This window comes from Brevibacillus sp. DP1.3A (assembly GCF_013284245.2).
Lineage (GTDB): Bacteria > Bacillota > Bacilli > Brevibacillales > Brevibacillaceae > Brevibacillus.
In genome coordinates, this window is record NZ_CP085876.1 from 5,874,400 (window position 1) to 5,900,985 (window position 26,586).

Here is a 26,586-nt window from a genome sequence, read left to right on the forward strand (position 1 = left end):
CGCGAATTACTTCTCTCCCCCCACGGAACACCCCTGTAAGGTAAAAGCAAATACAATCTCCTCCCCTTCTATCTGCACATCATACTGAGCCTGATGTTTGTCCAGCACGGCTTTGACGATGGATAGTCCTAGTCCCGTTCCGCTAAGCTGTTTACTGCGAGACTGCTCGATCACATAAAATGGCTCCCAAATTTGCTTCAATTGCGCGGCGTCTATACGTCCGACCCCATTTTTGATCGAAAAAACGACGGTATCCCCCGCCTGTCTGATCGAAATATCAATGCGTCCATTTGTCGTGTACGTGACAGCATTGCCAAGCAGATTACCGAGCACCATTTCCAGCTTGTCACGATCAGCCCACACACAATCATCCGCATCCGATTCCTTCTGGATCGTGAGCTGGATTGCTTCCTGCTGGATAAGCAACTGGTATTTCTCCAAGGTTTGTTCCAGCACAGCATGAAGAGAGACGGCCGTAAACGAATATTGATCCGTTTGATAGCGGGACAATTCCAACAGCTTATTGACCAACTCCGCGATACCGTCTGTCTGTTTTTCAATGACGGTCAGGAAGGTCCCGTCATCAAGGCCATCCTTGATACCCGCTGTATACGCCTTAATTAGAGCTAGTGGTGTTTTTAACTCATGGGAAATATCCGAAATAAACGTACGCAGATTCCGGTTTCTCGCTTCCAGCTCTTCGTGAGCGCGTTGGAGCTTGTCACTCATCCGGTTAATGCTCTGCGCCAATTCCTCCATCTCATCGCCCGTCCGAATGTCTGCCTTTTGAAAACGCAGATTCGAAATCTCCTCCGCCGTATCCTTCAGTTGTGCAAGTGGGTCAATCATCCGTTTGGCAAACATCCCGCCCACGACAACGGTCAAGAGCAACGCCCCCAGAAAAATATACGTATTGAACTGATTCACAATGCGAATCGTATCACTGGAATACGCAACCGATTCACTGATCGCGAAAACCACTTGCTCCTTCATCATGAACCGGACGAGTACATTCGATTTCAATTTTTCTTGCATATACAGCTTGTTTACGTATTCTCCATCCTGTAAGGAAGCGACACTCTCCTCGGTGACCCAAAACTTGCTGAGCGGCAATCCTTTTTGGGCAAAAAGAGCGCGCAGAGCTTCGTTCAAATCATCGTTTTTTCCCGTATACGAAGCATACACTATCGTGACGCGGTATTCATTTTCAAGCCGTTCGACCTCTTTTTGCAGAGCATCTGCCGTGAATTCTTCCATCTGGGAAGTAATCGCGGACAACGTATTTTTCTTCTCATACAAAAAATACTTCGGCAAAAAGAACGTGTTAATGAGAAAAGACAAGACGTACACGACAGCGACCACAATGGCAATCTGCACAAACAGCCGCCGCCCCATCTTATTTATCCGGATTTTCAAAACTGTACCCCATCCCTCGATGTGTTTTTATCCAGTTATCGCCGATCTTCTCTCGCAAACGGCGAATATGAGTATCCACGGTTCTTTCCTCACCGAAATAGTCGAATCCCCACACATGATCGAGTAAGGCTTTTCGCGTCAATACTTTCCCTTCATGCTGCACAAAGTACTTCATGAGCTGGAATTCCTTGTTGGTCACATGTAGGTCTCGTCCAGCATGGTATATTTTTTGCGCCTCCAAATCCACCTTGATCTGTCCAAACGTGTACTGCCCATCCAGATGCAGCATCTTTTTGGCACGCACTAACAAGATTCTCGGGTCAAACGGCTTTCGTACGTAATCGTCGGCTCCCGCTTGCAAGGCGTGAAGCTCGTCATCGATTTCCCCTTTGGCAGTCAGCATCAAGACTTTTACGGTACTGTTTGCCTTGATTTCCTTGCATACCTCGATGCCACTTACTTGAGGCATCATCCAGTCCAGGATCGCCAGGTCGATTTGTTCGTTGTACACCATATTGAGCGCTTCTTGCCCATCTTTGGCGGTATATGTAGTGAAGCCTTCTTTTTCGAAGTAGGCTTTCACGATTTTGACCATGTATTCTTCATCATCCGCGATCAAAATGTTCATGCGCAGCTCCTTTTAGCAATGCCCACACCTTGTCGACTGCTCTTTCATCCTTATTTTTCCTCATTTTCGCCAGATAAGTCTCGCGATTTTTGTACAGGGCAAGGATTCTCGTCACAAACATCTGTGTCGTCATCTGTTCCTGCAAAAGTACATCTGCGTAACCCGCAGCTTGAAAGTTTTGGGCGTTCACGAGTTGACCTGTACGTGCACCCCCGTTCGTATGCGGGAGGAGAAGCATCGGCTTTTGCAAGGCGAGCAATTCAGAAATCGCATTGGAACCAGCCCGGGATACAACCACATCGGCAGCTGCCAATAAATGAGCCAATTCCTCTCCTACGAAATCGTACTGCTTATAGCCCGGGTAATGAACAGAGTAATCGACCTTTCCTTGACCACATATGTGAATGACTTGGAATTCGGACAGCAAATTCGGCAGTGCCTCGCGAACGACACGGTTGATCGTCTCGGCCCCTTGACTTCCTCCCATGATCAACAGCACGGGCTGTTGTTCATGAAATCCGCAGGCGGTCATTCCACGCAGACGCTGGCCAGCCTTGAGCGACCCCTTAATGAGCGGCCCGACATGGATCGCTTTTTCGGTGTTTAGCTTTCTCTTTGTTTCCGCAAATGTCGTGCATACTGTATCTGCAAAAGGTAGGCAAAGCCGATTGGCAAGCCCCATATGCACATCTGGCTCATGAATGATGGTCCTGATCTTGTTCATGCGGGCACCGAGCACAACGGGAACCGAGACGAAGCCCCCCAGCGAGTACACGACATCCGGCTTTATTTTACGTATCAAGAAATAGGCTTGAAAGATACCGCGGAGCACCTGGAGAACATCCGTTACGTTTTTCCATGAGAAGTACCTCCGCAGCTTTCCAGTCGAGATACTGTGATACTGTACTGCTTTCTGTGCTTCTACGAGCTGTTTTTCTATTCCTGTCTCAGAGCCGATATAGTGAACGCTCCAGCCTTCTTGTAAGCATTTAGGGATCATGACGAGATTGCCTGTTACGTGCCCGGCAGAACCGCCGCCTGTAAACAAAGTGGTCTTCATGACAGGAAACCTCCTGCCCGCAGCATTGCTCTCGTCTCTTCCTTGGTCATGACCATCGACTCGGAATGGAAGCTGGAAAAGTCGACACTCTGATAGGCAGCGTAATACGCTTGCAGCTCTTCTTGTGGAAAAGCAGGCAGGATGACAAAGTATTGGTCGTTCAAGTCAATCGCTCTGTCGCTTTCCATCTCGGACACCAGCATTTCATATCGCTTTTCACCCGGGCGCATCCCGATGGTGACAATACGGCTGCCCTCTGCTCCTGCCTCTTCTCTGAGGACCTCTGCTATATCCATGATCCGGCAAGAGGGCATCTTCAGTACAAAGGTTTCCCCGCCCAGACTGCTATGCGTAGCCGTAAAGAGCAGGTGGATCGCCTCTTCCAGACTCAAGAAAAATCTCGTCATTTGCCCATCTGTCACCCCAAGATCCAAACCTTGTTGCAATTGGCTTTTGAAAAGGGGAATCACACTGCCTGTCGATCCCAAAACATTGCCGCTTCGCACACAAACAAACCGGGTACTAACATCCCGTGTGTTGGCCTGAATGATCAGCCGCTCCCCAATCGCCTTGGTCATCCCATACGTACTGGAAGGATTGGAAGCCTTGTCTGTGGAGACGTAGATGACTTTTTGCACACGATTGGCAATGGCAGCCTCGATGACATTTTGCGTGCCGATCACGTTTGTTTTGAAGGCAATATACGGTTGGTTTTCGCAAATCGGGACATGCTTCAATGCCGCAAGATGATACACATAATCGACCTGCTGGCACGCCTGCATCAATTCCTCCTGATCCCGAATGTCTCCATTCATAAAACGCAGTCGTTTATCTTGAAAATGATGGCTCATTTCTACTTGTAGTGCTTCATTGCGTGAAAAAATACGGATTTCTTTTGGCTGCTGCGGCAGGAGTTGCTTCACGAGCTCCCAACCCCAAGAACCTGTACCACCCGTTATTAAAATGGTTTTGTTTTTCATCTGCTGTACCTCCGAAGCATTCATGTGACTGACATGAATATCGTAGAGGTCGTGTGTTACACCAGTATGACAAATCTTCGTAGATACGAAAAAAATGACGCCAGATACGATCTCTAACGTCACTTTGTCCTTACAGCTCCGCTCTTCCCGTTCGGATCGCATGGGCATAGTCTCTACGACCGTTTTCCTCAGCTTTTCTAGCTGCCTGCTCGAAATCATAAGGAACCAATACGTGCTCGACCAGCCACGAGCCGCCTTGTTGTTTTACCGTGACGTACTTGGCATGGGGCGTCTTCGATTCCATCGAATGCGGGTACGGCGCTTCCTCAAAATACGCTGGAAGCCCAACGCTCCCCGGGTTTACCACGAGCTTTCCATCCGGGAGCCATACGGATTTGGGCACATGCGAATGTCCGCAAAAAATGACCTGCTGCTGGATACCCGTTAGCTCGATCATTAAGGCATTTGCGCTTTTGTCTTCTATCCCATATGGAGCAACATTCTCCAATAAATACACATCATCGGCAAAAGGTGTGCCGTGGCAAAACAAGAGATCGCCATACGTCCACTGCTTTTGGAATGATCCGATCCAGCTGAGCATTTCTTGTGTCAGCAGTGGCTTCACGTATTCGAACGTGATGGACTCCATTTGCTCTTCCAGTAAGTATCTGTCACAATTACCCATGATGTGGGTGATAGTAGATCGCTCCATTAAGAGCTCTGCCGTTTTGATCGGATCAAGCGGGCCAAACAACGTATCGCCCAGGTTCACAATGGTTTGAATACCGCGGGAATCAATGTCGTGCAGCACGGCTTCCAATGCATAGGCGTTGCTGTGTATGTCGGAGATCACCGCGATGGAATGGTTGGTTTGGCTCAAGGTCATATACTCCTTTACGAAATTCGAAGCATCTATGCTTTTAGTATTACTGCAAAATTATGTAGATTTCCTGCTCCATTTAAGTGATGGCGGCATACGTGACAGATCAAGAGGATGCCCTTCTATCAAACGAAGAGAGGCATCCTCTTCCTATGCCATTTTCAAATTTCATGAAAAAAGTTTGAGAGGGGTCCCCTCTCCTCATCGTCTATAGTAGTGAACAACAAAATGGTTTCGTTCGTTTTGTTTGACCGCAAGCGGTCAGATTACATTTCATGAAAAACGCCGAGACGTTTTTCACAAAAAGGAAAGCTGCGCAGCACCTTTTTGCAAGGAGGTAACAAACATGCAGGACGATCGAGAGGTCATTGCGGAGGTTCTTCGAGGAAATAAAGAGGCTTATGCTCTGATCGTCAATAAATACAAGGGAAAAATCGCTTCGATTCTTGGACGCACGCTCCACCATTCTCATGATGCTGAAGACATGGTGCAGGAGGTTTTTATCAAGGCGTACTACAGTCTGCCAGATTATAAACCCAACTACTCCTTTTCTGCCTGGCTGTATCGAATCGCGATCAATCGCGGGATTGACGAGCTGAGAAAGCGAAAGCGGATGCCTTCCGTAACGGAGACGGATGTCGAGGTCAGAGACGAATGTCCGATCCCGGAGGAAGATTATCTGGAAAAGGAACAGCGTCATGCTTTGCGACAGCAGATGATGGCACTGGACAAGAACCACAGGACGATTCTCGATTTGCATTATCTCCAGCATTTAAGCTACAGGGAGATCGGCAACAAACTATCTTTGTCCGTAGATACCGTGAGAATGCGCCTTTCCTATGCCAGGAAAAAGCTGCGAGACCAGCTAAGCAAGCCGGAGAAAAAAGGGGGTACCCCGCTTTGAATTGCCTTACGCAAAGACAGCTGATCGCCTACGTGGAAGATCGTTTATCGCCAGTAACCAAACGAAATGTCGAAAGTCATCTCGATCATTGTACACACTGCCAACACCAACTGGAGCAATGGATCGATGGACTGCACCAAACGGAAGAAACGATGTGGGAAGACTCCCTCTCAACAAATATGGATCAAAAGATTATTCAGATGCTCTCCCCTTATCCCGTGAGAGTATTGAACCCTGTTACCCCTTCACACCAACCACCTGCGTGGAAACAAAGGAGTATCACAATCATGAAAAGAATGGCACTTGCCACCGCTGCATTAACCGTCGTCGTATCGGGAGGAATGCTAGTCTCTCCAACCTTTGCTAGTTATGTCAATGCTGCTTTTACGAACAACCCGATTGGCAAAGCTGATCCTGTAGCGCCTGTGACCAATAGCCTCTTGGAAAAACTAGCGGACAAAGGAATTGTACAAGCGGCCAAGAATGGATTTGCTCAGTCCGTGAATGTAAGTGCGACCGATCAAGGCCTCACTTTTGCCGTGCATGAAGTGGTGGCTGACCCGCTGCGTATTAGCATAGCAGCTTCTTTAAAAGACAAGAACGGCAAGGCAATAGATAGCTTCATGTCGGAAATGATCGACAGATCCATTAGAGAGCCACTTATCACCATTAAAGACAAACAAGGGAACGTCCTTGCACCCTCTGAGGAAAAAGATGCTCGCTACCCCAATAAACCATGGGATGTTTCCATGAATGTCACTCATGGTGTTATGACCTTGGATCGCGAGCTGCGAAGCTATTTTGATGATCTAACCAAGGTGCCTGACGAGCTGATCGTAGAGTTTAACATCAATCAATTGGATGATATCAAGGGGAACTGGAAGCTGTCCGTACCTGTAGATATGAAAAAAGCAAAAGCAGCAATGAAGACGCATGAAATTAACAAAGCCTACACGACCCCACAAGGACTCAAGCTGAACGTCAAACAGATTACGTTTGCGCCAAGCGGAGTGGAGATGGTCATTGATCGAACCCTTGCTGCTAACGAGAATAACGCATACAGCTATGAGCTGGTAGACGCGAAAGGCAAAGTGGTCACTGCTTGGGATTCGACTTCGGTTATTCGTGAAGCCAACAAACGAAGTAATGTGATCAGTGATGTGAAATGGGATCATACCCAATCCACCGAAAGTGGAGCAAGAGACTTCCATTACTTCTATCCAATTGACGAAAGCCAAAATCTCACCTTCAAGCTCGGGTCTGTATATACAGAGGAATCCGCTAAGCTTAACGCGAAGTTGGACGCCAATCTCCTCGAAAAGAAAGAAGTCATCTCGGCGGAAGACCAGGGAGATCAGTTTACTTTCAAAAAATATCAAAAGGATCCAAACGCAGTCGTTGATTTTGAAGGCTATGACGGCCATCACCGCGTGAACGACGATGGGACTACCACGAAATTGGAAGGCTACGACCTGGCATTCGAGGCAACTCTCTCTCCAGTTACTGCCGCTATGGGTCCCTATCAAAACTGGACCATCACAGACGAAACCGGGAAAAAATACGAAGACGTCGACTACCTTATCAATAAGACTGAGTATGAAAATGGCCAGGCGATTTTTGGAGGTACCGTCTTCTTGAAAAACCTCACAACCCTGCCAAAGCAATTGATCATTACTTCCGAGAAACGAATGGTTGAACACAAAAATGTAGAGTGGGAAGTACCAATTTACTCTGGAAAATAAGCGACACCCTTCATACGCAAAAGGCTGGTGGTACCCTTCGTACCGCCAGCCTCTTTTTCAAGCGATATATTCCTGCTGCAAAATCCCCATGTGCACGAGATCATGCCATTTTCCCTCGCGAAACAAAAACTGCCGCGAAATCCCTTCTTGCTTGAATCCGAGCCTCTCATACAGCTTTATGGCTTTTTCGTTAAAAGAAAAAACACGCAGCGATACCCGATGCAAATTCATTTCCAAGAATGCATAATCCAGCAGCAGCTTCAGCGCTTCTCGTCCATACCCTTTACCCCAGTATTCCTTCTCTCCAATATCGATGATGCACTCCGCATTGCGGTTTTTCAGGTCGATTTGAATGAGGGAGGTAATCCCGATCGATCGATTGGTTTGGCTGTCTACGATCATGTAGCTCTTCGAGGAGCTTGCATGCAGGATGACCTGATTCACAAACCCGTTCGTATCGTCCCAGGTAAAGACGTCCATGGACGGACTCGTTGTCCGCATGACTTCCACGTCATTTCTCCACGTATGGTAGATGTCCACATCCTCCCCCGTCATTTTTCTCAGATAGATTCTCTCTGATTGAAACAACATTCTTCCCCCTCCTTATTGAACCGGTCCCAGCAGCGCTCTCAATGAAAACAACAGTGCTTCCATTTGCACGGACACCTTCGTTTTCTCTGCGCCCAAATGCGCGGTATCCAGCATCAGTCCATCGATAACCGAGATGAGATAGCGAGCGATCGCCTCGGGTGGAAGCTGTGGCTTGAACTCACCTGTCGCTGTCCCATGCGCGAAGAAAGCTGTCAACACATCCACCATTTTTTCATAGCGAGTCGTGATGTATGGATAGCTCTGTTGCTTTTGCTGATCTTTCAGTGACAGGAAAAACTCTGAGTTGGCTTGGGACAGTGTTTGTTCGATTTTCTCGATCTCGACCTGCTGCTTGTAGACCCATTTGGTGATTTGATTCCAAGACGTTTCGCCAGCAATTGGTGTAAAAAACTGAACATCCTGTTGATCCTCGAATTGCAGCAGCTCCAAATATATGTGCTCCAGGTTATCAAAGTAGGCGTACAAGGCTCCTCGCGATACACCAGCCTCGTCCATGACGTCTTGCATAGTGGCCCGTGTATAGCCTTTTGTGATGAACACGCGTTTTGCCGCTTGTAGCAGTTCAATTTTCTTTTTTGTTTTGTATTCGTCGCTTACTTTTGGCGCCATGGGGTTTGGGTCTGCCTCCTTTGAACAAAATATACATGATTGTCGTTTTTCTTCGTAACAAAATTATAAACGACATTATTGTCGATTTTCAATAAATAAAAAAGAAAAAAGCACCCTACCTACTCATGAGAGTATTCGGATGCTCGCCGTTCTTCCGTTATGTGTTAACCAACGATAAATTTTCTAACGCGTGTTGCATCGCATCGCGTGGAAATATTTGCGGTAATTTAGACATGGGATATTGATTCGACAATCGATTGATTTGATTCAATTCCTCTACACCGATTTCCCTTACGTTATTATCCATATTGTACCTTGCCAACAAAATCATGTCGTTCAATTGACTAATTATGCTTCTATCACTTGTCTGAGTGAAAGTAGCCTCACTAGCATGATGCAAATACTTTTGAATTAACGATTGCTCTATGCCATCCGCAAGAAGATTCTCAGAGATTTTTTCTGAAAATATCTGAGCAAATCGTTTAAAGTCTGCTTTCTTTAATCCATAGATGATGAAATTGTACCTGGTCACATTATTCATCACTGCTACACACTTCCTGCGATTCAGTAAAATCAGGTGAGCATGCCATCTGTATAATGGCTGTGAAACCATTTTCTCCTTATCGGATAGCGTTACGGGTAGTTCCTCTGCAAGCTTTTTGGTGCATTGGAGGGTAATCATGCCTGTTCACCTCGATGTTTTTCAGTTAAAGCCCGATACGGTATGACAAAGGAGACCGTCGTTCCTTCACCCGGCTTACTCGTGATGCGCAGGCCCTTCCCGTACATTTGCGTCAGTCTCCGATTCGTGTTGGACACTCCGATTCCGCCTCTTTCCTTCTTCGACAAGTCGAGAATTTGCCGCACAGTCGCTTCCTCCATCCCGATACCGTCATCCTTCACCTCAAAAAGAGTAGCGTTCTTTTGCCGGACGATGCGGATATGGAGAGTTCCCCCCTCTATTCTGTTAAAAAGACCATGGTTGATTGCATTCTCAACCAACGGCTGAATGGTGAGTGGCGGGATGAGCAGATCGATGTCAGGCTCAACCTCCCACACGATCTGTATCCGCTCGCCAAATCGTTCCTCTTCAATGTAAAGATAGGCTTGGACGAGCTCCAGCTCATGGGAGAGTGTAACTTGTTTTCCTGTATTCAAAAAGTCGAAGCTGATATGCAAGAAGGCGGTAAACGCATCCCCGAGTTTACGCATCTTCTCCGTATCAATGTCACTCAACGCCATAATCGAGCTAAGTGTGTTGAACAAGAAGTGCGGGTGAATCTGCGCCTGCAAGTAGGCAGCCTCCATGCGCAATCGTTCATCGACTGTTTGCTTGAGCGTCGTCAACGACCAGACGCGATATTTCAGCTCCATTCCATCGACTGGTTTGCAAACATAGTCATTCGCACCAGACAAATACCCGGTGTATACATCCTCAGACTGGCTTCGCGCAGTTAAGAGCAAAATCGGAAGCTCGGAAACAGAGAAATGCTCCCTGACCTTTTGCGTCAACTCATAGCCCGACATATGCGGCATCATGACATCGATGATAAGCAAGTCCCACTGCTCTGTAAAAAGCAGATCGAGCGCGTCTCTTGGCGATGTGCAAGTAGTGATTTGGTATTGCGAGGATGAGAGCATTCGATCCAGCACCCTTAGGTTAACCGGGTCGTCATCGATCGCCAAAATGTTCGCCTTTCTTTCAACAAACGCATGTGCAGCTGTTTCCTGAAAAGCCAAGATATCTGGAGCTTCACTATGCCTCATCTGGTTGATAGCCGTCACTTGATTGTTGTTATCTATCTGCTCCACATATTGGGTCTCTGCTGCTCTCATCTCATCTGTACTAACCACAGGCAGCCAGAAGCTAAATACGGAACCTTTGCCCGGTTCAGACTCGACTCTCAGCTCGCTATCATGCAGGTCTACCAGCTGTGTACAAATAGCAAGACCGAGGCCGATTCCTCCTCCATCGTTCGTTGCTTGAGCTCCCTGCTCATACGGCAAAAATATACGTGCCTTGGTATACTCATCCATCCCAATTCCTGTATCGGATACATAGATCACCACCTGTCCGTCCACGATCTCAGCAGAAACGACGACAGATCCTTTTTCCGTGAATTTGAGTGCATTGTGAACAAGATTGAACAGAATCTGGACTAGCCGCTTCTCATCTGCCAAGATTGGCGGGATGGACTCTGGTATGTCCATTTTCAGTTGAACAGGCTTGCCTTCTACCATGTAGGTGAGCATGCTGATGATTCCGGAAACAACCGATTGAATATGCAACGGCTTCTTCTGCAACACGATATGCTTGTCCTGCAATCGTACGACATCTAGCAAATCGTCTAGTAAATGCGACATTCTGCGGCTGATCGTGACTAAGAGCTCCATGTCCTGCGTGCTGCGACCACCCATGACATGCTTTTCATTGTTGACGACAGTCTGGGCGATATTCATGATGCCGTGCAATGGCGTCCTCAGCTCGTGAGAGGTATGGGCCAGAAACTGGTCTTTGAGCTTGTCAGCTTCTTTCAATTGCTCCGTTAGCTTTGCCTTTTCCTCTGAATTGCGAAAGAATCGCTTGAACCAGTAAGCAGAAAAACTAACAAGTGCAGCAATCAGGTCGAGCGGATAATACACGTACTTGATATCGATGATTTTATATTCCATCATTGCGGACCAAATGACATTGGAAAAAATACTCATTGCAGCAATGAGCAAAAACACAGCGTCATGCTTGTTTTGCATGAGCATGCGGCTGATTCTGAAAATAAACAGCAACAACGGGCCGAAATAAATAATGACCAAAAATGGCGTTCCAGCTAAAATATACACCCATTGTGCCGTTCCCAGTATGATGACTGCCGAAAAAAGACTGAGCACGGAAAAATACGCCCTGAACGGTTTGGCGTTTTCTTTCTCCCCCTGATCAGATAGACTTCTGATCAATAATATCATCAGCAAAGGCTGCCATATGTAGGTGAGCACTTCCACCTTTAGCGCCCATGTATAATCGATCGGGAGCCAAAGTAACAGCAGATTGTCATAATCAGACACAGTCTTTATCCCCACACAGGAAAGCAACAGCAAAAACACCAGAAACTCTTTGTGACGGGCATTCAATATGTACAGGATGCCGGCATACAAGCCATGTAGCAACAAGATGAGGAAGGTTGTCATCTGGAAGCCGATAGAATACCAACGTTCGGTGTCAACAGCGGCCTGCGACCCGAAGTAAATCGATCTGACGATGCCCCCTTCGAGTGGATTATGAAAGTTGGCCGTTCGGACAAGCACTTCAATGACCTTTGCATCACCTGCAATGTACGTAACCGTGAAGGATGACTTCCGCGGCGTGTACTCTTCCGCTGTTGTCGCAGGCACTCCGCCTCTGGCTAATATCTCTCCGTTAACCTCTACGGTAGAAGATGCTTCCACTTGCGGAACCCATAAGGTGTATGGCTGATTTAGCGGTTGATCGACCAAGATCCGTAAACGGTATGTTCCATAACCATACGATGATGGAGAGTCCCTGGAAAAAGCGCTGCTCCAATTGCCAGGCACTTGAAGGAATTGTCGTTCGTCATTCGATGATTGCTTGAAATCTTCATGCGTGATCAAAGATTCAGGGAAAAACTCCCATTCCCCATCCAGTGAAATGGACGGGGAATTTTCAAAGTCCCACCCGCGCATATCAAGAACCCCTTGAACCGCACGCGGATGCTCTGGAAACGCATGAAACGAAAACCAGAATGTTCGAAGACCTAGGAGAAATGCTAAAAACAAGAGAAGAATGACAAGATGCTTACTTATGAGTGCTTTTGAATTGCGCTGATTATGGGTACTTAGCTTTATCATAGTAAGATCATCTTTCGACACGATTCGAATTATCCCTTGTCAAATTACAGTTCACTTAGTCCTATTTTTCTCACACAAACTGTCTGCTATCGTTATTCCGCCCAAACCGATAGATGGCGATCAAGGCAAAAACTGTAGCGAATGCGAGCAAAATGGCCATGTTCAAATACAAGCTCCCCAGACTGTATCCTTGTTGAAGCTTATTTACCGTATCGAGCAACCAATGCTGGGGCAAGAATGTTGAAATTTTGCGCACGGTATCCGGCATGATTTCCATTGGAAAGAAGCAGCCAGCCAGGAGGCACGTCGGTACAATGATCAGGTTGGAAATCGCTCCGGCACCTGCTCTACTCTTCGCAAAGGCAACGGTCATCAGAGAAAGTGCGATTGCCCCCAGCGCGAACACGAACAACGGCAGAATCATTTGACCATACGAGACGCCTGCATCTATGCCGAAGACGTTTTTCATGACGAGCAAGGTCACGATGATTTGCAGCAGTAAAATAAACATGCTGACGATAATATTCGAGAATACATAGGATCTAGCCGACATCGGCGAAGAAAGAAGTCGCAAAAAGGTGCGATTCTCTTTTTCTTTTAAAATGATCTCCGACATGTTCACCGCGGAAAACATCATGAACATAATGAGGAAACCAATCGATTGATTCGTCATACGCGTCACGTTCGAGGTGTCTTGAAGCGTTACCGTATTGAGCTTGTAGCTTTGCTCGTGGTATGCCGTATACAGCTTCGTGAACTGAGCCTCATCCGCTTGTGCCGCTTTTCCAATCGCGGCAAGATTGCCGATATAACTGTGCAGCATGGCCTTCACGTAGGCAGTAACCTGTTCACCTTTTACGGATACCATATTCAAATGCGCTGGCGACCCTTTCCGAACACTAGCAGCATACCCTGACTCGAAAACAATTCCGCTATCCAGCTCACCAGAAACGATTTGTTCACGCATCGTTTGTTCGTCGATGATTGTGACCTTAATATGATTCAATCTCTCGATAAACCGGATCGTGTCCTGCGTGATCATCTGGCCCCCATCTTGATTGATGATTCCGACATGGATCGTGCCGCTGCCTGCATTGCTGTAGAGGGTAAGAGACAGCAGAACCCCAGCGATCGGCAAACCCAAGTAAGTGAACCAGCTTTTTTTACTGCGAAACGTCTCCATCAGCGTTTTCCGAATTAGCCATAGCATTTCACTCATACAAAAGCACCCTCCCGTCTACGCATCGTGATAATAGAAATGATGATGAACGCCGTAGCAATGCTCAGATTCATCGCAATCGCAAACCATGCGCCTCTCGGATTGTCTGTGTAGATGATTTGCATCAGACCTGTATTCGACCAGTGAAGGGGCGAGAATTTGGACAGAAGGCTGAAGATACCAGTTGATTGATCAACAGGAAAATAAGCACCGCCTACAAAGGAGGCGACTTGCGTAACAATATTGTTGATTGCCCTTACCCCTTCCCCTTTGAAAAGAAAGCTGATCCCCAGACCCAAGCTGACCGCAAGCAGTACCTCTGTCAAAAGTACGAGGATAACCATTCCGTAGTGGTTGCCCCAATCTGCTTGGAACACGAACTTGCTGACTAAGAACACGACGAGTACGAAAAACAGATTGACGAACGTACTGCCGATCATTTTGCCGGTAAAAATGGCACCTTTGCTGACAGGTGCTGCCATTAATCGTGTGGACGTTTTGTTCGTTCGCTCCCCGGTGAACGAATAACTCGCAGAGAACATCGAGTAGAGCCCAATCATGGTCGTCATCGCAATCGCGTAATAGTCGATTGCCCCCGGTTTTTTATTTGGATTCAAGGTCGTTTCATGAATAAAATCATCACGCTGTCCAGTACCCTTGACTATTGCCGAAGCAGATTCGGGATCTATCTGATAAGCTGCGGATGCGAGCGAGTACCGATCTGCAAAAACGGTTAGCATCCCCGCAAGGATATTGCTTCCTATCGCATTCTTGCTGCTTCCATAAAACTCAATCCCCGCATCACTGACGACTGCGTACCCCGTATAGCGATCCGAGCGAACTTCCTCCTGCCCGTTCATGCCTGAACTTACTTGAGCGACCTCCACTCCTTTATCACCCAATGCTTTTATAAACGAGTTCCACGCTATAGACATTTGCTCATTCGTCCCGTTGCTTTTATACAGCAAGCGCATGTCTCCAACGGTCCTTGTATCGTCGAATGCATTGGAAAGGGCGGAACCTAATATCAACATCAGAATGATGGGAAGTGCTAGCATAAACATAAACGTTCTCTTTTCGCGAAGGCTGGACTTGATTTCTTTTACAGCGATACTCCATATATTCATGGCAAAGCCCCTCCTCTAGTCTCGCAAGTTTCGACCGGTTAAGGTCAAGAACACAGTCTCCAGATTTGGCGCTTGCTCTTCAACGGAGCGGATTTCTACCTGATCCTTGATGAATTGTTGAATGATCCGGTTCAGGCTGTTGATCTCCGTTTTCGATACGATTTTGATCGTATTCTCTTCTTGAAGCACCGCATTCACACCAGGAATCGCCTTAATAGCTTCGAGGTTTAACGGTTCATCTGCCCGAACGCCAATCCAAATTTCCTTCGCGTCGGTAATAATCGCTTTTAGCTCCTCCTTCGAGCCTTCCGCGATGACTTTTCCATGGTCAACAATGGCAATACGGGTGCAGATTTCTTCGACTTCCTCCATGTAATGGCTCGTATAAATGATCGTGCAGCCCATGTCGTTGAGCTTGCGTACCGAATTCAAGATATAATTGCGCGAATGAGGGTCAATCCCGACAGTAGGTTCGTCCATGATGATCAGCTTCGGCCGATGGGCAATGGCGCAAGCGATGTTTAACCGACGCTTCATCCCGCCAGAGAAGTTTTTGGGAAAGCTTTTAGCTTTGTCGCCGAGACCTACGAATTCAAGCGCCTCTTCCGTCCGTTCCCGAAGCAGTGATCCACGCAGTCCGTACAAGCCAGCAAAAAACCTCACGTTTTCATAGGCAGTCATATCCTCGTAGATGGCGATATCTTGTGGTACGATACCGATGTTCATTTTGGCGAATTTGCTGTGCTTCTCAATGTTTTTTCCCAGCAGGGTAATCTCACCCTTTGTTACGCGCAACAGGGAGGCGATCATGTTGATGGTCGTGCTCTTTCCCGCTCCGTTGGCCCCCAGGAAACCAAAGATTTCTCCTTCACGTACGTTCAGAGACATATTGTCGACGGCGACGAAGTCACCGAATTTTTTCGTTAACTGACGAATTTCCAATACATGACTCACGTAACTCACTCCCTTCGTGGTTATGTCTGCATTGTAATAAAAAAGGATGCCCCTATGTCAGTGCATAAGTTCATCCCTCGGCACATGAGAATTCTCATGTTGTTGCTCATGATCTTTTTCATTCGTTGCGATAAGGCAGCAGTGTGGTCACGCTAAAGCCTCGCGTACCGTCTACAATCACTGTTCCACCAGCAGATGCAGCTCTCTCCTCCATCCCGAGAATGCCAAGCCCTTTTACAACCTTTTCTGCGCCGGCCCCATTGTCTGTGACCACTGCTTTTATGAATGTATTCAGCACCCGTACCTCTAGGGAAATCACTGTCGCCTTTGCATATTTGAGTGCATTCGTGACCGCTTCCGTCGCATTTTGCTGAATGATTTTCCACTGAATCGGTGAGATGACGTCAATGTCTCCGTCAAAAGTAAGCGTGGCTATCACTGTCTCTCTCGCAGACAGCTCATCGACAAACAACCGGAGTCGATTGATTCCCAGCTCCTCCGGCCGAGGCTTCACATCCTTGAGTGTCACTCTGATTCGCTCCAGCCCTTCCTTCGATATCGTGATCGCATTGCGGAGCAGCTCGGATGCCTTGTCCTGATCAGTCGCCATCAGCAGTCGTGACGCTTCCATTTGTATCAGCGCACCTGCAACTGCATGCCCCACATCGTCGTGAATTTGTTGGGAGAGGCGATTGCGCTCCTCCAGTTGAATCGTGTAAGTCGACTGGCGGAAGTATTCACTGCTTTCGTTTAAGGAGCGGGTCAAGCTTTGTAAATCCTCTTGCATCTTCTCCCGTTCAGCTTCTAACCTGCCGAGCTTGTCAGTTAGCCTGCTACCACTCCTATACAGCAAAAAGCTAAGAAAGGTCGTTAATAAATACAAGGGCACCCATTCAGGTGGCACTATGAACAAAGGCAACAACATACAGAGAAATACGACCACCCGGTGCTTACCTGCCAAAAAAGCTAGCTCTAAAACGTTGATTGGCAAGAGCAGCATAAACAACGGATCCAGTACGAATTCACTCGCCAACACAAACATGATGGATAGCCAAACAAACCATTGCTTATGATTCATCTGTTTCAAAATGAGAATAGTAAGATTGATAGCCAGATACAACAAGTACACGAGAATTTGCCACGGGTCAACTTCAGAAGTGGGACGAGCAAGAAAAGAAGTCACGATGATAAAACCAAGCACCGCTGTCTTATTCGCCATTGTCCATAACGCCATCGGTTGTGACCTCCTTTCAATCAGACATGTTCGTTTCGCCCGTCAAATAATAGATGGCGATCTGCGTACGATGTTCAAGTGCTGTTTTATTCAAGATGGAAGTAATGTAATTCGCAACTGTCCCCTCGGAAATATACAGCTTCTTTGCGATTTCTTTGTTCGATAGCCCTTTGGCGATCTGCTTCATGACATCGAGCTCCCGTTCCGTAAATAAGCTTTGATCGATTTTACTTTTGGTAGGGATGGCTGCTTTCGCTTTGGAAGGAGCGGTAGCGGACACGGTATCCGTCGCGTTCTTCCCTGTATTCAGGTTCATTTTGATCTTATCCAGGACGACATCCTGCAGCACATGATGGTTGTTATAGACACTCTTGATGGCATCTCGAATGCGGTTGGGATCATTGTTTTTCAATAAATAGCCGCGTGCCCCCGCTTGAATGGCTTCGAGGACAAATTCGTCATCGTCGAATGTGGTCAAAATGAGCGGTTTGACCGTAGTCTCGGCAGTCAGCACACGAGTCGCTTCCACTCCGTTCATGTTCGGCATCCGAACGTCCAAAAGCGCGACGTCTACCTCGTTCTGTTTGCAAAACGTCACCGCCTCGACCCCATCCTCCACACTCCCCACTACTTCAAACTCCTCGAAGCTCGTCAGGATGATTTTCATGCCTTCCCGTATAAACGAATTGTCGTCTGCGATCAACACTTTGATTTTCAAAGAAGCTTGCCTCCTGTCGAACAAACCCTCGACCGCATAATGAGCGGACGTATATATTTTTCCCAATATTACCACTGTCCTGCTTTGCTTCACAATTGTAGAATCTCACCCCGAATTGTTCTCACTTTCACATCACACATGGAAAAATTAACACTTCGAAAATATATAGACACGAATCCACTGTGTCAGTATGATAAATAACCTAAGCCCTCGTAACCAATATACGGGGCCAATTTTTTGAATGGAATACTCTATGGAGGGGAATTTGTGGAAACAGCACAACTAAATAAAACGGCTTGGAACACTGGGGCATATCAAGCGTGGCTGAAACGCTTTGGAACACCTGTTGAGGCAGCGGTCAAAATTAAAGAAGACCCTCAAAAGCGAATCGGTAAAGTATATGAGCACATGGGGGATATTCGCGGCAAGAAGATTATCAATTTACTCGGTTCAAATGGAAACAAAGCCATTGCACTCGCCTTGCTAGGTGCCGACGTGACCATCGCCGATTTCTCTTATGAGAATGAGCAGTACGCCAAGGAACTGGCTGCAGCTGCCGAAGTTGACCTGACTTACATCGTTTCGGATGTATTGCAGCTACCTCCAGATGCATTGTCTGGTGAGTATGATCTCGTTTTTATGGAATTCGGTATTCTTCATTACTTTTTGGACTTAACCGAATTATTCCAGGTGGTCAACTCGCTCCTGCGAAAAGGCGGCGTGCTCGTCCTCCAAGATTTCCATCCGGTATCCACAAAACTCATCTCCTCCCGCGGAACGACTGCTACTATCCGCAAACATAAAGTAACAGGCGATTATTTCGACACCTCGCTTGAGGAAAAGGACATTGCTTTCTCCAAATTCCTTTCGAACGGGATGAATGACACTGAATCAAAAGTAATGTTACGCAATTGGACCTTAGGGGAAATCGTTACGGCCATTGCAAGCAAAGGGCTGTGCCTAAAAATGCTGGAAGAGCTCCCGAATCTTTCCTCGGAAGTTTTTGATAAAGGAATCCCGAAAACCTTCACGATTATCGCCGAGAAATTATAACGAATGTTTGCCATCATCTTACTAAATTCCTAATACCGAACAGAGGAGATTTTCCCTCCTCTTTTTCTTTCACGCACTTATAGACTGACGGTCAGTCGTATGGTAATCTGTATCCAACCACTTACTGACAATCGAAGGAGGCGCCGATGAAAAGAATCGTGAAAGACCCCACAACACGGCGAGCAGAAATATTGGAAGCTGCCGGGGAGCTATTTCGAAATCAGGGTTATGTCCATACAACAGTGGATGCGATCATTCAAAAGGTAGGCGTAGCGAAAGGAACCTTTTATTACTACTTCAAATCGAAGGAAGAGATCCTTGAAGCATTTGTCCAGTCCATGGTCGATACACTTTGCGAAGAATACAAAAAAATCGCAGATGACGCTACCTTACCTGTCATGGAGAAGGTTCGCCAGATGCTGCGCAGCCAAAGCCACCCCATCGACAAGCAAGCAGAATGGATGGAAAGCTTGCATCGCCCTGAAAACAGAGAGCTTCACGAGCGTCTGAACATCGCCATTATCTTGAAAATTGCCCCTGCCCTTGCACAAGTCATTGAACAAGGAAATCAAGAAGGCGTTTTTCATGTGGAGAATGCCTTGGAGACCGTTCAGTTTCTCCTCGCTGGCTCACAATTTTTGTTGGAATCAGGCATTTTTCATTGGGAGCAAGAGGAGCAGACAAAACGATTACAAGCCATGCAGGTGATTATTGAAAGGTCACTAGGAGCTGCGCCGGGGTCCTTCTCGTTTCTATAATGGATGAAAAGGAGAAAAGACAATGATCGCTCATGATAAAGCCTTTCGCAGATTCCTGATCATTTGGTCAGGACAGCTGTTTTCAGCTATCGGAAGTGGACTTACCGCTTTTGCCTTGGGTGTATTTGTTTTTCAACAGACCCAATCTACCATGAGCTATTCGTTAATCATTCTCTATTCTTTTCTCCCCTCCTTCCTTTTACTTCCCTTTAGCGGGGTGCTGGCAGACAGATTTGACCGCAAAAAAATGATGATCATTGGCGATCTCGGTTCCATAGCTGGTATCTTGTTCATCTCGCTTGTCATGCTGTTCGGCCGTATGGAATTATGGCACATCTATTTGGGGGTCGGCATCAGCTCGATCTCTGCCGCTATTCTAAACCCAGCCTTTAAAGCAGCCGTCTCCAATCTGGTTTCGGAAGAGATGTACTCACAGGCAAGCGGGCTCATCCAACTGGCAAGTTCAGCTCAATATCTTATTTCTCCACTCGTTGCAGGATTTCTACTCAGTGCATTTGATATCCAGCTCGTCTTACTCATCGATATGATGACCTTCCTTCTAGCCGTCGGCGCCGTGCTGATGATTATGAAACACGATGCCACTCCCCAGAGACAGGAAAGACAAAGCTTTTTTCGCGAAATGTCTGAAGCCTTCCGCTATCTCCTTTCAAAGAAAGGGGTTTTCTCGTTAGTTCTGTTAATGTCTGTTGTGTGCTTTTACATCGGGCTGCTGCAATCGCTTTTTGGGCCAATGATGCTGACATTAACTGATTCCAAGACGCTCGGTATTGCCCTCTCTACATCTGCATCGGGCATGCTCGTCAGCAGCCTTTTGATCGGACTCTTCGGGATGGGAAAGAGCAAGGTGTTTATGCTGTCCTTCTCTCTCGTAGTTGCTGGCTTATTTTATGCCCTGATGGGTGTGTTCACCTCCGTTTGGCTGATTATGGTTTTTGGCTTCCTCTTTTTTATCACGCTTCCCTTTGTGAACACGAGCCTTGAGGTTCTCATCCGAACGAACGTCGAGAATGAACGGCAAGGCAGAGTATGGTCAATGATCACGGCTATTTCGCAAATCGGGTTCGTACTGGCATTTGGATCGGCAGGATTTTTAGCGGATCATGTATTTAACCCGCTTTTTTATCCAGATCAATTGCTTGGGCAAACTGTCGGGCAGATCATCGGAACGGGGCCTGGCAGAGGAATTGGCTTTCTGTTTGTTCTCTCTGGCGTACTTGTGGCGCTACTGGGAATCGTAATCGGACGTGTAAGGAAGATACGGGATTTGGAAGGAATGACAGTGAAAGGTTTCTATTCGTACAAATAAAAATATTTTCTCAAAACCTATGCAACATATTCATATTTTCCTCCGTCTGGAATGTCGAGTTCATGAGACTTACACCTAGAAGGAGGAAGATTCAAATGAAAAAAGCGATATCTACTTCGTTGGTTGCTATTCTACTCGCAACAAGTGTACCTGCTGCTCTGGCGGCTGACCTGGAGAGCAAAGGAAATGGGAACGGCAAGCCCGAAGTAAAGGCAGAAGCAAAAGATAAATCGAAAGAAACTTCTGTCAAAGAATCTGATACCGATACTGATAGCGACGATGAGGACTCAACCGAAGCAAGCACAGAAACCAACATCAAAGACGTAAAATTGAAAAAACAGCTGATCGAGCTTCGCCAAGAGCTCAAGCATGCTGCTGAAATCACAGAAGATCAAAAAGCGAAATACGAGCAGCTGGTAGCTGAACTGGAAAAAACCACTGACAAACAGGGAGCTTTGGACGTACAGCTTGAGCTTCTTCAGCGCACGTACCAAAAAGGAGATTACACACCATTCAAAAAGCTTGGAGAACTCCTTGAGGATACTGGCTCTACAGAAGTGAAAGCATTCGTAGATGGAAATCAGGTAAAAGCGGATGTGGCACCGTTTGTACAAGGTGGAAGAGCTTTGGTGCCTGTACGTGCTATCAGCTCCGCATTGAAAGCGGAAGTAAACTGGAAGCCAGAGACTCGTACCGTCGAAATTTCGCGTGGCGAAAAATCTATCACGCTGTACCTCGATAAAAAAGAAGCAACTGTAGACGGGAAAACCATTTCTCTGGACACTGCACCTGTACTGAAAAATGGACGTGTATTCCTGCCTCTGCGCTTCATCAGTGAACAACTGAACGCGGAAGTAAAATGGCAAGAAGAAGGCAAAATCGTTATCATTGACGACATTCAAGCCTCTAACGAATCCGCCCAAGATACAGACTCCGACGATACATCTGCAAAGTAATACAGGCTACCTTGACTCATATGGCATAGAAAAAAGATAGTGGTTCTCATTAGCTCCTTTTAGCTATGAGATCCGCTATTTTTTTGTTTTTACCATCACTTTTGCCCATGACATTGTGGGAGGATAGCGGCTTTCGCCATTTTTCCGCGTCTGAAAACAAGCTTATTTCCCCTATAGTTCGTCCAGTCATGTCCAAGTGGCATTCATAAAATATTGTATGAACGCTAAGGAGGTGGATGTATGTCTTGTGGTTGTAATGATCGAGAAAAAAAACACGAGATTGAAAAAGATTGTGACACAGACATAGAAAGGGATTTCGATAGAGACTTCGACGAAGATTTTGACCGCGATCATGATCGTTGTGGTTGTCGCCGCCGCCGTCGTCGTCGTCGCTGCCGTTTTTGTTCCTTCTTCCGTCGCCGTCGTCGCCGCTGTCGTTTCTGTTTCCTCCGCTGTCGACGTCACCGCCGTTGATAGTAGTGTCCTTCTAATAATGAAGAAACGTCCGAATCATTTGACTCGGACGTTTTGCTTTTGCTATGCTCCAAACCTCTGACGGTACCCACATCTTCTGCATAATTCCTCGACAGCCTCCCTGCGAGAAAATCCATCTATCAGGTTATTCGCCCGCTCGCCATCCACAATATCAGTGAAAGAGGTCTGATTGATATTCCCTAGATTAATAACCCCTTCCCCATCGAGACAGCACGGCACAACCGTTCCATTTTCGAGAATCGCCGCCTGCGTGCGCAGTCCATGGCAAAAGCCTTTTCCATCATCCTCAGGTGCTGTTAGACTCGGCCACTGGAATTCGTAATCTTGGTTCAAATAAACGCGGTCATCGATTTTTACCCCGCTGCCCGGCATTACTTTTTCTTCAATTCGATAGTCCAGCCCAAATTCTTTCTCAATCACTTCAAGCGTCTGGCGGTTTCTACTCTTTTGAATGTTCGTGGCGTTATCCTGTGTCAAATTCCACAGACGGAAAGAAAAAATCACTTGTTGCTCCTGAGCTTCCCGAACAAATGAAAGAATCTCCCGCAAATAACCTTCGCGGTTGGTTGAGCCGATATGTCCGTCAAAGCTGTGAAGCGAGAAGTTCATTTGTCGGAGTGCAGGCTTGCCTAGCAATTTATGCCGATTTTTCGCGATCAGCGTACCATTTGTGGTGATATTGACCTTGAAGCCTTTCTCATGACTGATATCGAGCAGCTCATCGATTTTGGGATGGAGAAGCGGTTCCCCTTTGACGTGCAAATAAATGTAATCGGTGTGCGGTTTGATCTCATCCAGCCTTTTCGCAAAGTCTTCTACTTTAATAAAACTTTTACTGCGCTCCGTTGGCGGACAAAAGGTACAGGCCAGATTGCAAACGCTGGTGATTTCTATATAGACTTTCTTAAATGTTTTCAAGATGTTTTCCCCATTCCAGATGCCTATGATTGATCATACCCATCATAGTAACATAGGAGGGCTTTTACAGGTAACGGTGTATTCTGGTGAAGGAGCTATATTCATCCCCTAGCTTTTTCATAGTCCTCTTTCAGCATTCCGTAAATCTCTACATCCACGATTCCTTTGCCCGACCAAAGCGTTGCTTGTCTAAGCGTTCCTTCCTTCATGAAGCCATTCTTCAACAATACTTTCTTAGAGGTCTCATTCGGAGGCATCACTTCCGCCTGTATTCTGTTGACGCTGACATCCATGAACAAAAAGTGGAGCAATATGTTTACCGCTTCCGTCGCAATCCCTTTTCCCCAATGCGCTTCGGACAAGAAGTAGCCAATCGTCACCATGTTTACCTTTTGATGAAAGTCGAAAGCTTCGATAATGCCAAGCAAGTGATCGGGGTTATCATTGGCGAATATCCCCCATTTGATCTTGGATTTTTTCAAATAGTCTCTCTCAAAATGCCCGATCATACTTTTCACTGTCGCTTTATTATGCTTGGGGATAATCCCGCAGTATGCAAATACATGGTCATTGCTGTAGATTTCAAATACTTCATCCACATGCTGCTCTTCGATTTTCTTCAAGGTGACACGCTCTGATTTTAAATTGGGAAACTGGTTAAAAAGGACGTCAACGTTCATGATTTCAGCTCCATCTTTTGAGATTATCTAACTTCTTATTTTTTCCAACACGACTCTTTTTCCTCCTTATCCACCCAATAGAAAAAAGGTATGGAAGCTTGCCTCCATACCAGCATCAAAAAGCGAGTAGTACTAACTTCGCGTAGTACCAAAAAAACGAGGGCATGGATTACTCCAGCCCTCGTACTTATTTCTACCCAATCATCTAAATGAGCATCCCCGCAATCGCTGCGCTCAACAGATTCGCCAAGGTTGCCGCAACTACTGCACGCAAGCCCATCTCCGCAAGGTCTGATCTTCTTGACGGAGCAAAGCCGCCCAAGCCACCAATGACCATAGCCAGCGCAGCTAGATTGGCAAAGCCACAAAGGGCGAAGCTGATGATCACAACGCTTTTTTGCGACAAATTCGCAATCTCAGGTGCAAAAGCTGTGTACGCGACAAATTCGTTGAGGACAATCTTTTGCCCGATGAAAGAACCGGCTTTTAGCGCTTCCTCCCATGGAACCCCGATCATAAAGGCAATCGGTGCGAACAGGTAGCCTAAAATGTGCTCAAGCGTCAATGCTTCTATTCCCACTAACCCGCCAAGCCAGCCAATAATCGAGTTCAGCAAGAAAATCAACGAGATAAACGCGAGCAACAGCGCACCGACACCAGCCGCTACTTTTAGCCCGTCCGAAGCTCCCCGAGCAGCCGCATCGATGACGTTTCTGGACTCTGTATCTTTCATGACTTCCACATGTTCCACTCTATGTGGCTGTTCTGTCTCCGGCATTATAATTTTCGCAAGCAACAAACCACCGGGTGCTCCCATGAATGCTGCCGCCAGTAAATATTCAATCGGAACACCAAGCATCGCATACCCACCGATAACCGAACCCGAAACGCACGCCAGTCCGCCTGTCATTACAGCAAACAGCTCGGACTTGGTCATTTTCTCAATATAAGGCTTTACGACAAGTGGCGCTTCAATCGGACCCAAGAAAATATTTGCAGAGGCTGACATGGATTCGGTTTCGCTCGTTTTGAGCACCCGAGACAAAAATCCACCAATAATTTTCGTAGCCCACTGCATGATTCCGAGATAATACAGGACCGAAATTAAGGAAGAGAAGAAGATAATGATCGGCAATACTTGCAGGGCAAATGTAAAGCCTGCATTCTGTGCACCGAGTATCCCACCAAACAAGAACTGAATTCCGGCATTCGTCGAATCAATGATGCTTTGTACGATCGACGCTAAGTACTCCAGAAGCTTTTTCCCAAAATCCCATTTCAGTACGACCAAAGCAAAAATAAACTGAATCGCAAACGCACCAATGACCGTCCTCGGATGAATCGCTCTGCGATTTTTCGAAAACGCAATGGCTATTATAAAAATTCCCAGGATGCCGAGAACTCCCCAAATGTATTGCATGAACGTATCCTTTCTGTATCGCCAGCTGTGTCGATATCTCAGATGACTTGCTTTGTTCTAGATCGCTTTTTTCGCTAATTCTGTCATGTAATCAAAGAATGCATCGCGATCTACATCATAAACCACTTGTACAGGGCGTCCGTCAGCCGTCTCAACAGTTCGGCCTTGGCTTGCCCCTTCAGTAATGACGATGCTGTTAACCGTTTGCACCTTTACAAGATCACTATTGCCAACAAATGCTGTGGTTAATACATCCCACAGGTAGTAAGTCGAGTTGGTCGAGAAGTGTACGAGCGGCGGCACCATTGCATAGCATTGACCCAAGAAATCTACACCGATATGCTTGCGCTCTTTTGCCCAGCGCTCACGAACATCCAGTGTCAGTGGGACTTGGTTCGTGCTCTCCAGTGCGACCAAATCAATCTCCATTCCGCTTTTCCATACGCGAGCAGCTGCTTCCGGGTCCCAGAATACGTTCCACTCTGCTGTTCCATCGTGCTCAGGCTCATGCACGTTTCCTTCTTCACGGAATGTTCCGCCCATCCACACCAGGCGCTCTACTTTTTCTTCGATAGTTGGATCGATATCCAATGCACGCGCAAGGTCAGTCAAAGGACCCGTAAACAGCAAGGTCGTTTTTCCTTCTGTTGCACGCAGCGTTTCAATAATGTGAAGATGCGCAGGCTTGTCCGCTACTGGCGTAATCACTTCTCCTGATTCATTGAGCAAGGGCAGTGCGTCTACATAAAATGCATGCATGCGCCAGTCCTTTGGAAAAGGGTTTTTCCCGCGGGAATTGGACTCTGCTACATCCAAACCGCCTTTACCGAAACGATCAATGATTTTCCGGCTGGCAAACATCGCTGGTTCCAAGTAGCAATCGGCTGGAATGACGGATACCCCCGTCAGATTCACATTGTCCATTTGGAGCAGCAAGAATAAAGAAATTAAATCATCAACGCCGCCATCATGGTTAAAGTAAATGTTTTTCTTCATCATTATTATCTCCAATCTCATACATGAACTTGTAAGAAG

Annotated in this window: 25 protein-coding genes; 6 read left to right on the plus strand and 19 right to left on the minus strand. The window is 46.7% G+C overall.

The features are described from left to right. Window positions 1–6: 6 nt before the first annotated feature. The 5 genes from HP399_RS27140 to HP399_RS27160 all read right to left on the minus strand — a co-directional run bounded on the left by HP399_RS27140 (window position 7) and on the right by HP399_RS27160 (window position 4,970). A complete protein-coding gene (locus HP399_RS27140; protein ID WP_173618240.1) occupies window positions 7–1,416 on the minus strand; it encodes a sensor histidine kinase in 1,410 nt (469 codons plus the stop codon). Then, entirely contained in the window at window positions 1,397–2,044 is a 648-nt protein-coding gene (locus tag HP399_RS27145) for a response regulator transcription factor (protein WP_069847091.1), read from the minus strand. Before HP399_RS27145 ends, HP399_RS27140 begins: the two co-directional genes overlap by 20 nt. After that, window positions 2,022–3,104 (minus strand): undecaprenyldiphospho-muramoylpentapeptide beta-N-acetylglucosaminyltransferase, encoded by a 1,083-nt coding sequence (locus HP399_RS27150; protein ID WP_173618241.1) that lies wholly within the window; start codon window positions 3,102–3,104, stop codon window positions 2,022–2,024. The genes HP399_RS27145 and HP399_RS27150 overlap by 23 nt, the downstream gene beginning before the upstream one ends. Further along, a complete protein-coding gene (locus HP399_RS27155) occupies window positions 3,101–4,084 on the minus strand; it encodes a polysaccharide biosynthesis protein (protein ID WP_173618439.1) in 984 nt (327 codons plus the stop codon). Before HP399_RS27155 ends, HP399_RS27150 begins: the two co-directional genes overlap by 4 nt. Before the next feature lie 130 nt (window positions 4,085–4,214). Beyond that, window positions 4,215–4,970 (minus strand): metallophosphoesterase family protein, encoded by a 756-nt coding sequence (locus HP399_RS27160; protein WP_173618242.1) that lies wholly within the window; start codon window positions 4,968–4,970, stop codon window positions 4,215–4,217. Window positions 4,971–5,310: 340 nt separating this feature from the next. Between HP399_RS27160 and HP399_RS27165 the strand changes: the two genes are divergently transcribed. Together HP399_RS27165 and HP399_RS27170 are read left to right on the plus strand one after the other, a co-directional pair. Continuing rightward, window positions 5,311–5,868, plus strand: a complete 558-nt coding sequence (locus tag HP399_RS27165; protein WP_173618243.1) for an RNA polymerase sigma factor — start codon at window positions 5,311–5,313, stop codon at window positions 5,866–5,868. Next, window positions 5,865–7,610 (plus strand): DUF4179 domain-containing protein, encoded by a 1,746-nt coding sequence (locus HP399_RS27170; protein ID WP_173618244.1) that lies wholly within the window; start codon window positions 5,865–5,867, stop codon window positions 7,608–7,610. Before HP399_RS27165 ends, HP399_RS27170 begins: the two co-directional genes overlap by 4 nt. Before the next feature lie 57 nt (window positions 7,611–7,667). Here the strand turns inward: HP399_RS27170 and HP399_RS27175 are convergent, their stop codons facing one another. From HP399_RS27175 to HP399_RS27215, 9 genes are all read right to left on the minus strand, one after another. After that, window positions 7,668–8,201: a GNAT family N-acetyltransferase gene (locus tag HP399_RS27175; protein WP_173618245.1), complete on the minus strand. Its 534-nt coding sequence runs from the start codon at window positions 8,199–8,201 to the stop codon at window positions 7,668–7,670. A gap of 12 nt (window positions 8,202–8,213) precedes the next feature. After that, the gene (locus HP399_RS27180) at window positions 8,214–8,831 is read right to left on the minus strand and encodes a TetR/AcrR family transcriptional regulator (RefSeq protein ID WP_173618246.1); all 618 of its coding nucleotides are present in this window, start codon (window positions 8,829–8,831) and stop codon (window positions 8,214–8,216) included. A gap of 157 nt (window positions 8,832–8,988) precedes the next feature. Further along, window positions 8,989–9,513, minus strand: coding sequence for a DUF6933 domain-containing protein (locus HP399_RS27185; RefSeq protein WP_173618247.1), 525 nt, complete (start codon window positions 9,511–9,513; stop codon window positions 8,989–8,991). Further along, window positions 9,510–12,692 carry a hybrid sensor histidine kinase/response regulator gene (locus tag HP399_RS27190; protein ID WP_217367604.1) on the minus strand — a complete coding sequence of 1,061 codons (3,183 nt, stop codon included), beginning with the start codon at window positions 12,690–12,692 and terminating at the stop codon, window positions 9,510–9,512. Before HP399_RS27190 ends, HP399_RS27185 begins: the two co-directional genes overlap by 4 nt. Before the next feature lie 70 nt (window positions 12,693–12,762). Next, entirely contained in the window at window positions 12,763–13,911 is a 1,149-nt protein-coding gene (locus HP399_RS27195; RefSeq protein WP_173618249.1) for an ABC transporter permease, read from the minus strand. Next, on the minus strand, window positions 13,908–15,038 hold the full coding sequence (locus tag HP399_RS27200; protein WP_173618250.1) for an ABC transporter permease: 1,131 nt from the start codon (window positions 15,036–15,038) through the stop codon (window positions 13,908–13,910). The genes HP399_RS27195 and HP399_RS27200 overlap by 4 nt, the downstream gene beginning before the upstream one ends. A gap of 15 nt (window positions 15,039–15,053) precedes the next feature. Then, complete coding sequence (locus HP399_RS27205) at window positions 15,054–15,992, minus strand: ABC transporter ATP-binding protein (RefSeq protein ID WP_173618251.1); 939 nt, start codon at window positions 15,990–15,992, stop codon at window positions 15,054–15,056. Between the two features lie 118 nt (window positions 15,993–16,110). Beyond that, the gene (locus HP399_RS27210) at window positions 16,111–17,226 is read right to left on the minus strand and encodes a sensor histidine kinase (RefSeq protein WP_173618252.1); all 1,116 of its coding nucleotides are present in this window, start codon (window positions 17,224–17,226) and stop codon (window positions 16,111–16,113) included. 16 nt (window positions 17,227–17,242) lie between these two features. Further along, window positions 17,243–17,893, minus strand: a complete 651-nt coding sequence (locus tag HP399_RS27215; RefSeq protein WP_370642750.1) for a response regulator — start codon at window positions 17,891–17,893, stop codon at window positions 17,243–17,245. 318 nt (window positions 17,894–18,211) lie between these two features. Between HP399_RS27215 and HP399_RS27220 the strand changes: the two genes are divergently transcribed. From HP399_RS27220 to HP399_RS27235, 4 genes are all read left to right on the plus strand, one after another. Beyond that, a complete protein-coding gene (locus HP399_RS27220; protein WP_173618254.1) occupies window positions 18,212–18,997 on the plus strand; it encodes a class I SAM-dependent methyltransferase in 786 nt (261 codons plus the stop codon). 146 nt (window positions 18,998–19,143) lie between these two features. Beyond that, entirely contained in the window at window positions 19,144–19,755 is a 612-nt protein-coding gene (locus tag HP399_RS27225; RefSeq protein ID WP_173618255.1) for a TetR/AcrR family transcriptional regulator, read from the plus strand. Window positions 19,756–19,777: 22 nt separating this feature from the next. Then, the gene (locus HP399_RS27230) at window positions 19,778–21,082 is read left to right on the plus strand and encodes an MFS transporter (protein ID WP_173618256.1); all 1,305 of its coding nucleotides are present in this window, start codon (window positions 19,778–19,780) and stop codon (window positions 21,080–21,082) included. A gap of 95 nt (window positions 21,083–21,177) precedes the next feature. Beyond that, on the plus strand, window positions 21,178–22,038 hold the full coding sequence (locus tag HP399_RS27235) for a copper amine oxidase N-terminal domain-containing protein (protein ID WP_173618257.1): 861 nt from the start codon (window positions 21,178–21,180) through the stop codon (window positions 22,036–22,038). 186 nt (window positions 22,039–22,224) lie between these two features. On the opposite strand, the gene HP399_RS27240 is transcribed toward HP399_RS27235, so the two are convergent. The 5 genes from HP399_RS27240 to HP399_RS27260 all read right to left on the minus strand — a co-directional run bounded on the left by HP399_RS27240 (window position 22,225) and on the right by HP399_RS27260 (window position 26,547). Then, on the minus strand, window positions 22,225–22,503 hold the full coding sequence (locus HP399_RS27240) for a hypothetical protein (RefSeq protein ID WP_228088370.1): 279 nt from the start codon (window positions 22,501–22,503) through the stop codon (window positions 22,225–22,227). 72 nt (window positions 22,504–22,575) lie between these two features. After that, window positions 22,576–23,451, minus strand: a complete 876-nt coding sequence (locus HP399_RS27245) for a radical SAM/SPASM domain-containing protein (RefSeq protein ID WP_173618258.1) — start codon at window positions 23,449–23,451, stop codon at window positions 22,576–22,578. A 101-nt stretch (window positions 23,452–23,552) separates the two neighbouring features. Next, on the minus strand, window positions 23,553–24,131 hold the full coding sequence (locus tag HP399_RS27250) for a GNAT family N-acetyltransferase (protein ID WP_173618259.1): 579 nt from the start codon (window positions 24,129–24,131) through the stop codon (window positions 23,553–23,555). 205 nt (window positions 24,132–24,336) lie between these two features. Continuing rightward, window positions 24,337–25,551: a NupC/NupG family nucleoside CNT transporter gene (locus HP399_RS27255; protein ID WP_173618260.1), complete on the minus strand. Its 1,215-nt coding sequence runs from the start codon at window positions 25,549–25,551 to the stop codon at window positions 24,337–24,339. Window positions 25,552–25,608: 57 nt separating this feature from the next. Beyond that, window positions 25,609–26,547: a nucleoside hydrolase gene (locus HP399_RS27260; RefSeq protein WP_173618440.1), complete on the minus strand. Its 939-nt coding sequence runs from the start codon at window positions 26,545–26,547 to the stop codon at window positions 25,609–25,611. Window positions 26,548–26,586: the final 39 nt, after the last annotated feature.

What these genes read in the sequence shown, in the direction of transcription:
- HP399_RS27145 (WP_069847091.1), bottom strand. Translation starts at nt 2,044, where the DNA reads ATGAACATTTTGATCGCGGATGATGAAGAATACATGGTCAAAATCGTG.
- HP399_RS27150 (WP_173618241.1), bottom strand. Translation starts at nt 3,104, where the DNA reads ATGAAGACCACTTTGTTTACAGGCGGCGGTTCTGCCGGGCACGTAACA.
- HP399_RS27155 (WP_173618439.1), bottom strand. Translation starts at nt 4,084, where the DNA reads ATGAAAAACAAAACCATTTTAATAACGGGTGGTACAGGTTCTTGGGGT.
- HP399_RS27160 (WP_173618242.1), bottom strand. Translation starts at nt 4,970, where the DNA reads ATGACCTTGAGCCAAACCAACCATTCCATCGCGGTGATCTCCGACATA.
- HP399_RS27165 (WP_173618243.1), top strand. Translation starts at nt 5,311, where the DNA reads ATGCAGGACGATCGAGAGGTCATTGCGGAGGTTCTTCGAGGAAATAAA.
- HP399_RS27175 (WP_173618245.1), bottom strand. Translation starts at nt 8,201, where the DNA reads ATGTTGTTTCAATCAGAGAGAATCTATCTGAGAAAAATGACGGGGGAG.
- HP399_RS27180 (WP_173618246.1), bottom strand. Translation starts at nt 8,831, where the DNA reads ATGGCGCCAAAAGTAAGCGACGAATACAAAACAAAAAAGAAAATTGAA.
- HP399_RS27185 (WP_173618247.1), bottom strand. Translation starts at nt 9,513, where the DNA reads ATGATTACCCTCCAATGCACCAAAAAGCTTGCAGAGGAACTACCCGTA.
- HP399_RS27190 (WP_217367604.1), bottom strand. Translation starts at nt 12,692, where the DNA reads ATGATAAAGCTAAGTACCCATAATCAGCGCAATTCAAAAGCACTCATA.
- HP399_RS27195 (WP_173618249.1), bottom strand. Translation starts at nt 13,911, where the DNA reads ATGAGTGAAATGCTATGGCTAATTCGGAAAACGCTGATGGAGACGTTT.
- HP399_RS27200 (WP_173618250.1), bottom strand. Translation starts at nt 15,038, where the DNA reads ATGAATATATGGAGTATCGCTGTAAAAGAAATCAAGTCCAGCCTTCGC.
- HP399_RS27210 (WP_173618252.1), bottom strand. Translation starts at nt 17,226, where the DNA reads ATGGCGTTATGGACAATGGCGAATAAGACAGCGGTGCTTGGTTTTATC.
- HP399_RS27215 (WP_370642750.1), bottom strand. Translation starts at nt 17,893, where the DNA reads ATGAAAATCATCCTGACGAGCTTCGAGGAGTTTGAAGTAGTGGGGAGT.
- HP399_RS27225 (WP_173618255.1), top strand. Translation starts at nt 19,144, where the DNA reads ATGAAAAGAATCGTGAAAGACCCCACAACACGGCGAGCAGAAATATTG.
- HP399_RS27230 (WP_173618256.1), top strand. Translation starts at nt 19,778, where the DNA reads ATGATCGCTCATGATAAAGCCTTTCGCAGATTCCTGATCATTTGGTCA.
- HP399_RS27235 (WP_173618257.1), top strand. Translation starts at nt 21,178, where the DNA reads ATGAAAAAAGCGATATCTACTTCGTTGGTTGCTATTCTACTCGCAACA.
- HP399_RS27250 (WP_173618259.1), bottom strand. Translation starts at nt 24,131, where the DNA reads ATGAACGTTGACGTCCTTTTTAACCAGTTTCCCAATTTAAAATCAGAG.
- HP399_RS27255 (WP_173618260.1), bottom strand. Translation starts at nt 25,551, where the DNA reads ATGCAATACATTTGGGGAGTTCTCGGCATCCTGGGAATTTTTATAATA.
- HP399_RS27260 (WP_173618440.1), bottom strand. Translation starts at nt 26,547, where the DNA reads ATGAAGAAAAACATTTACTTTAACCATGATGGCGGCGTTGATGATTTA.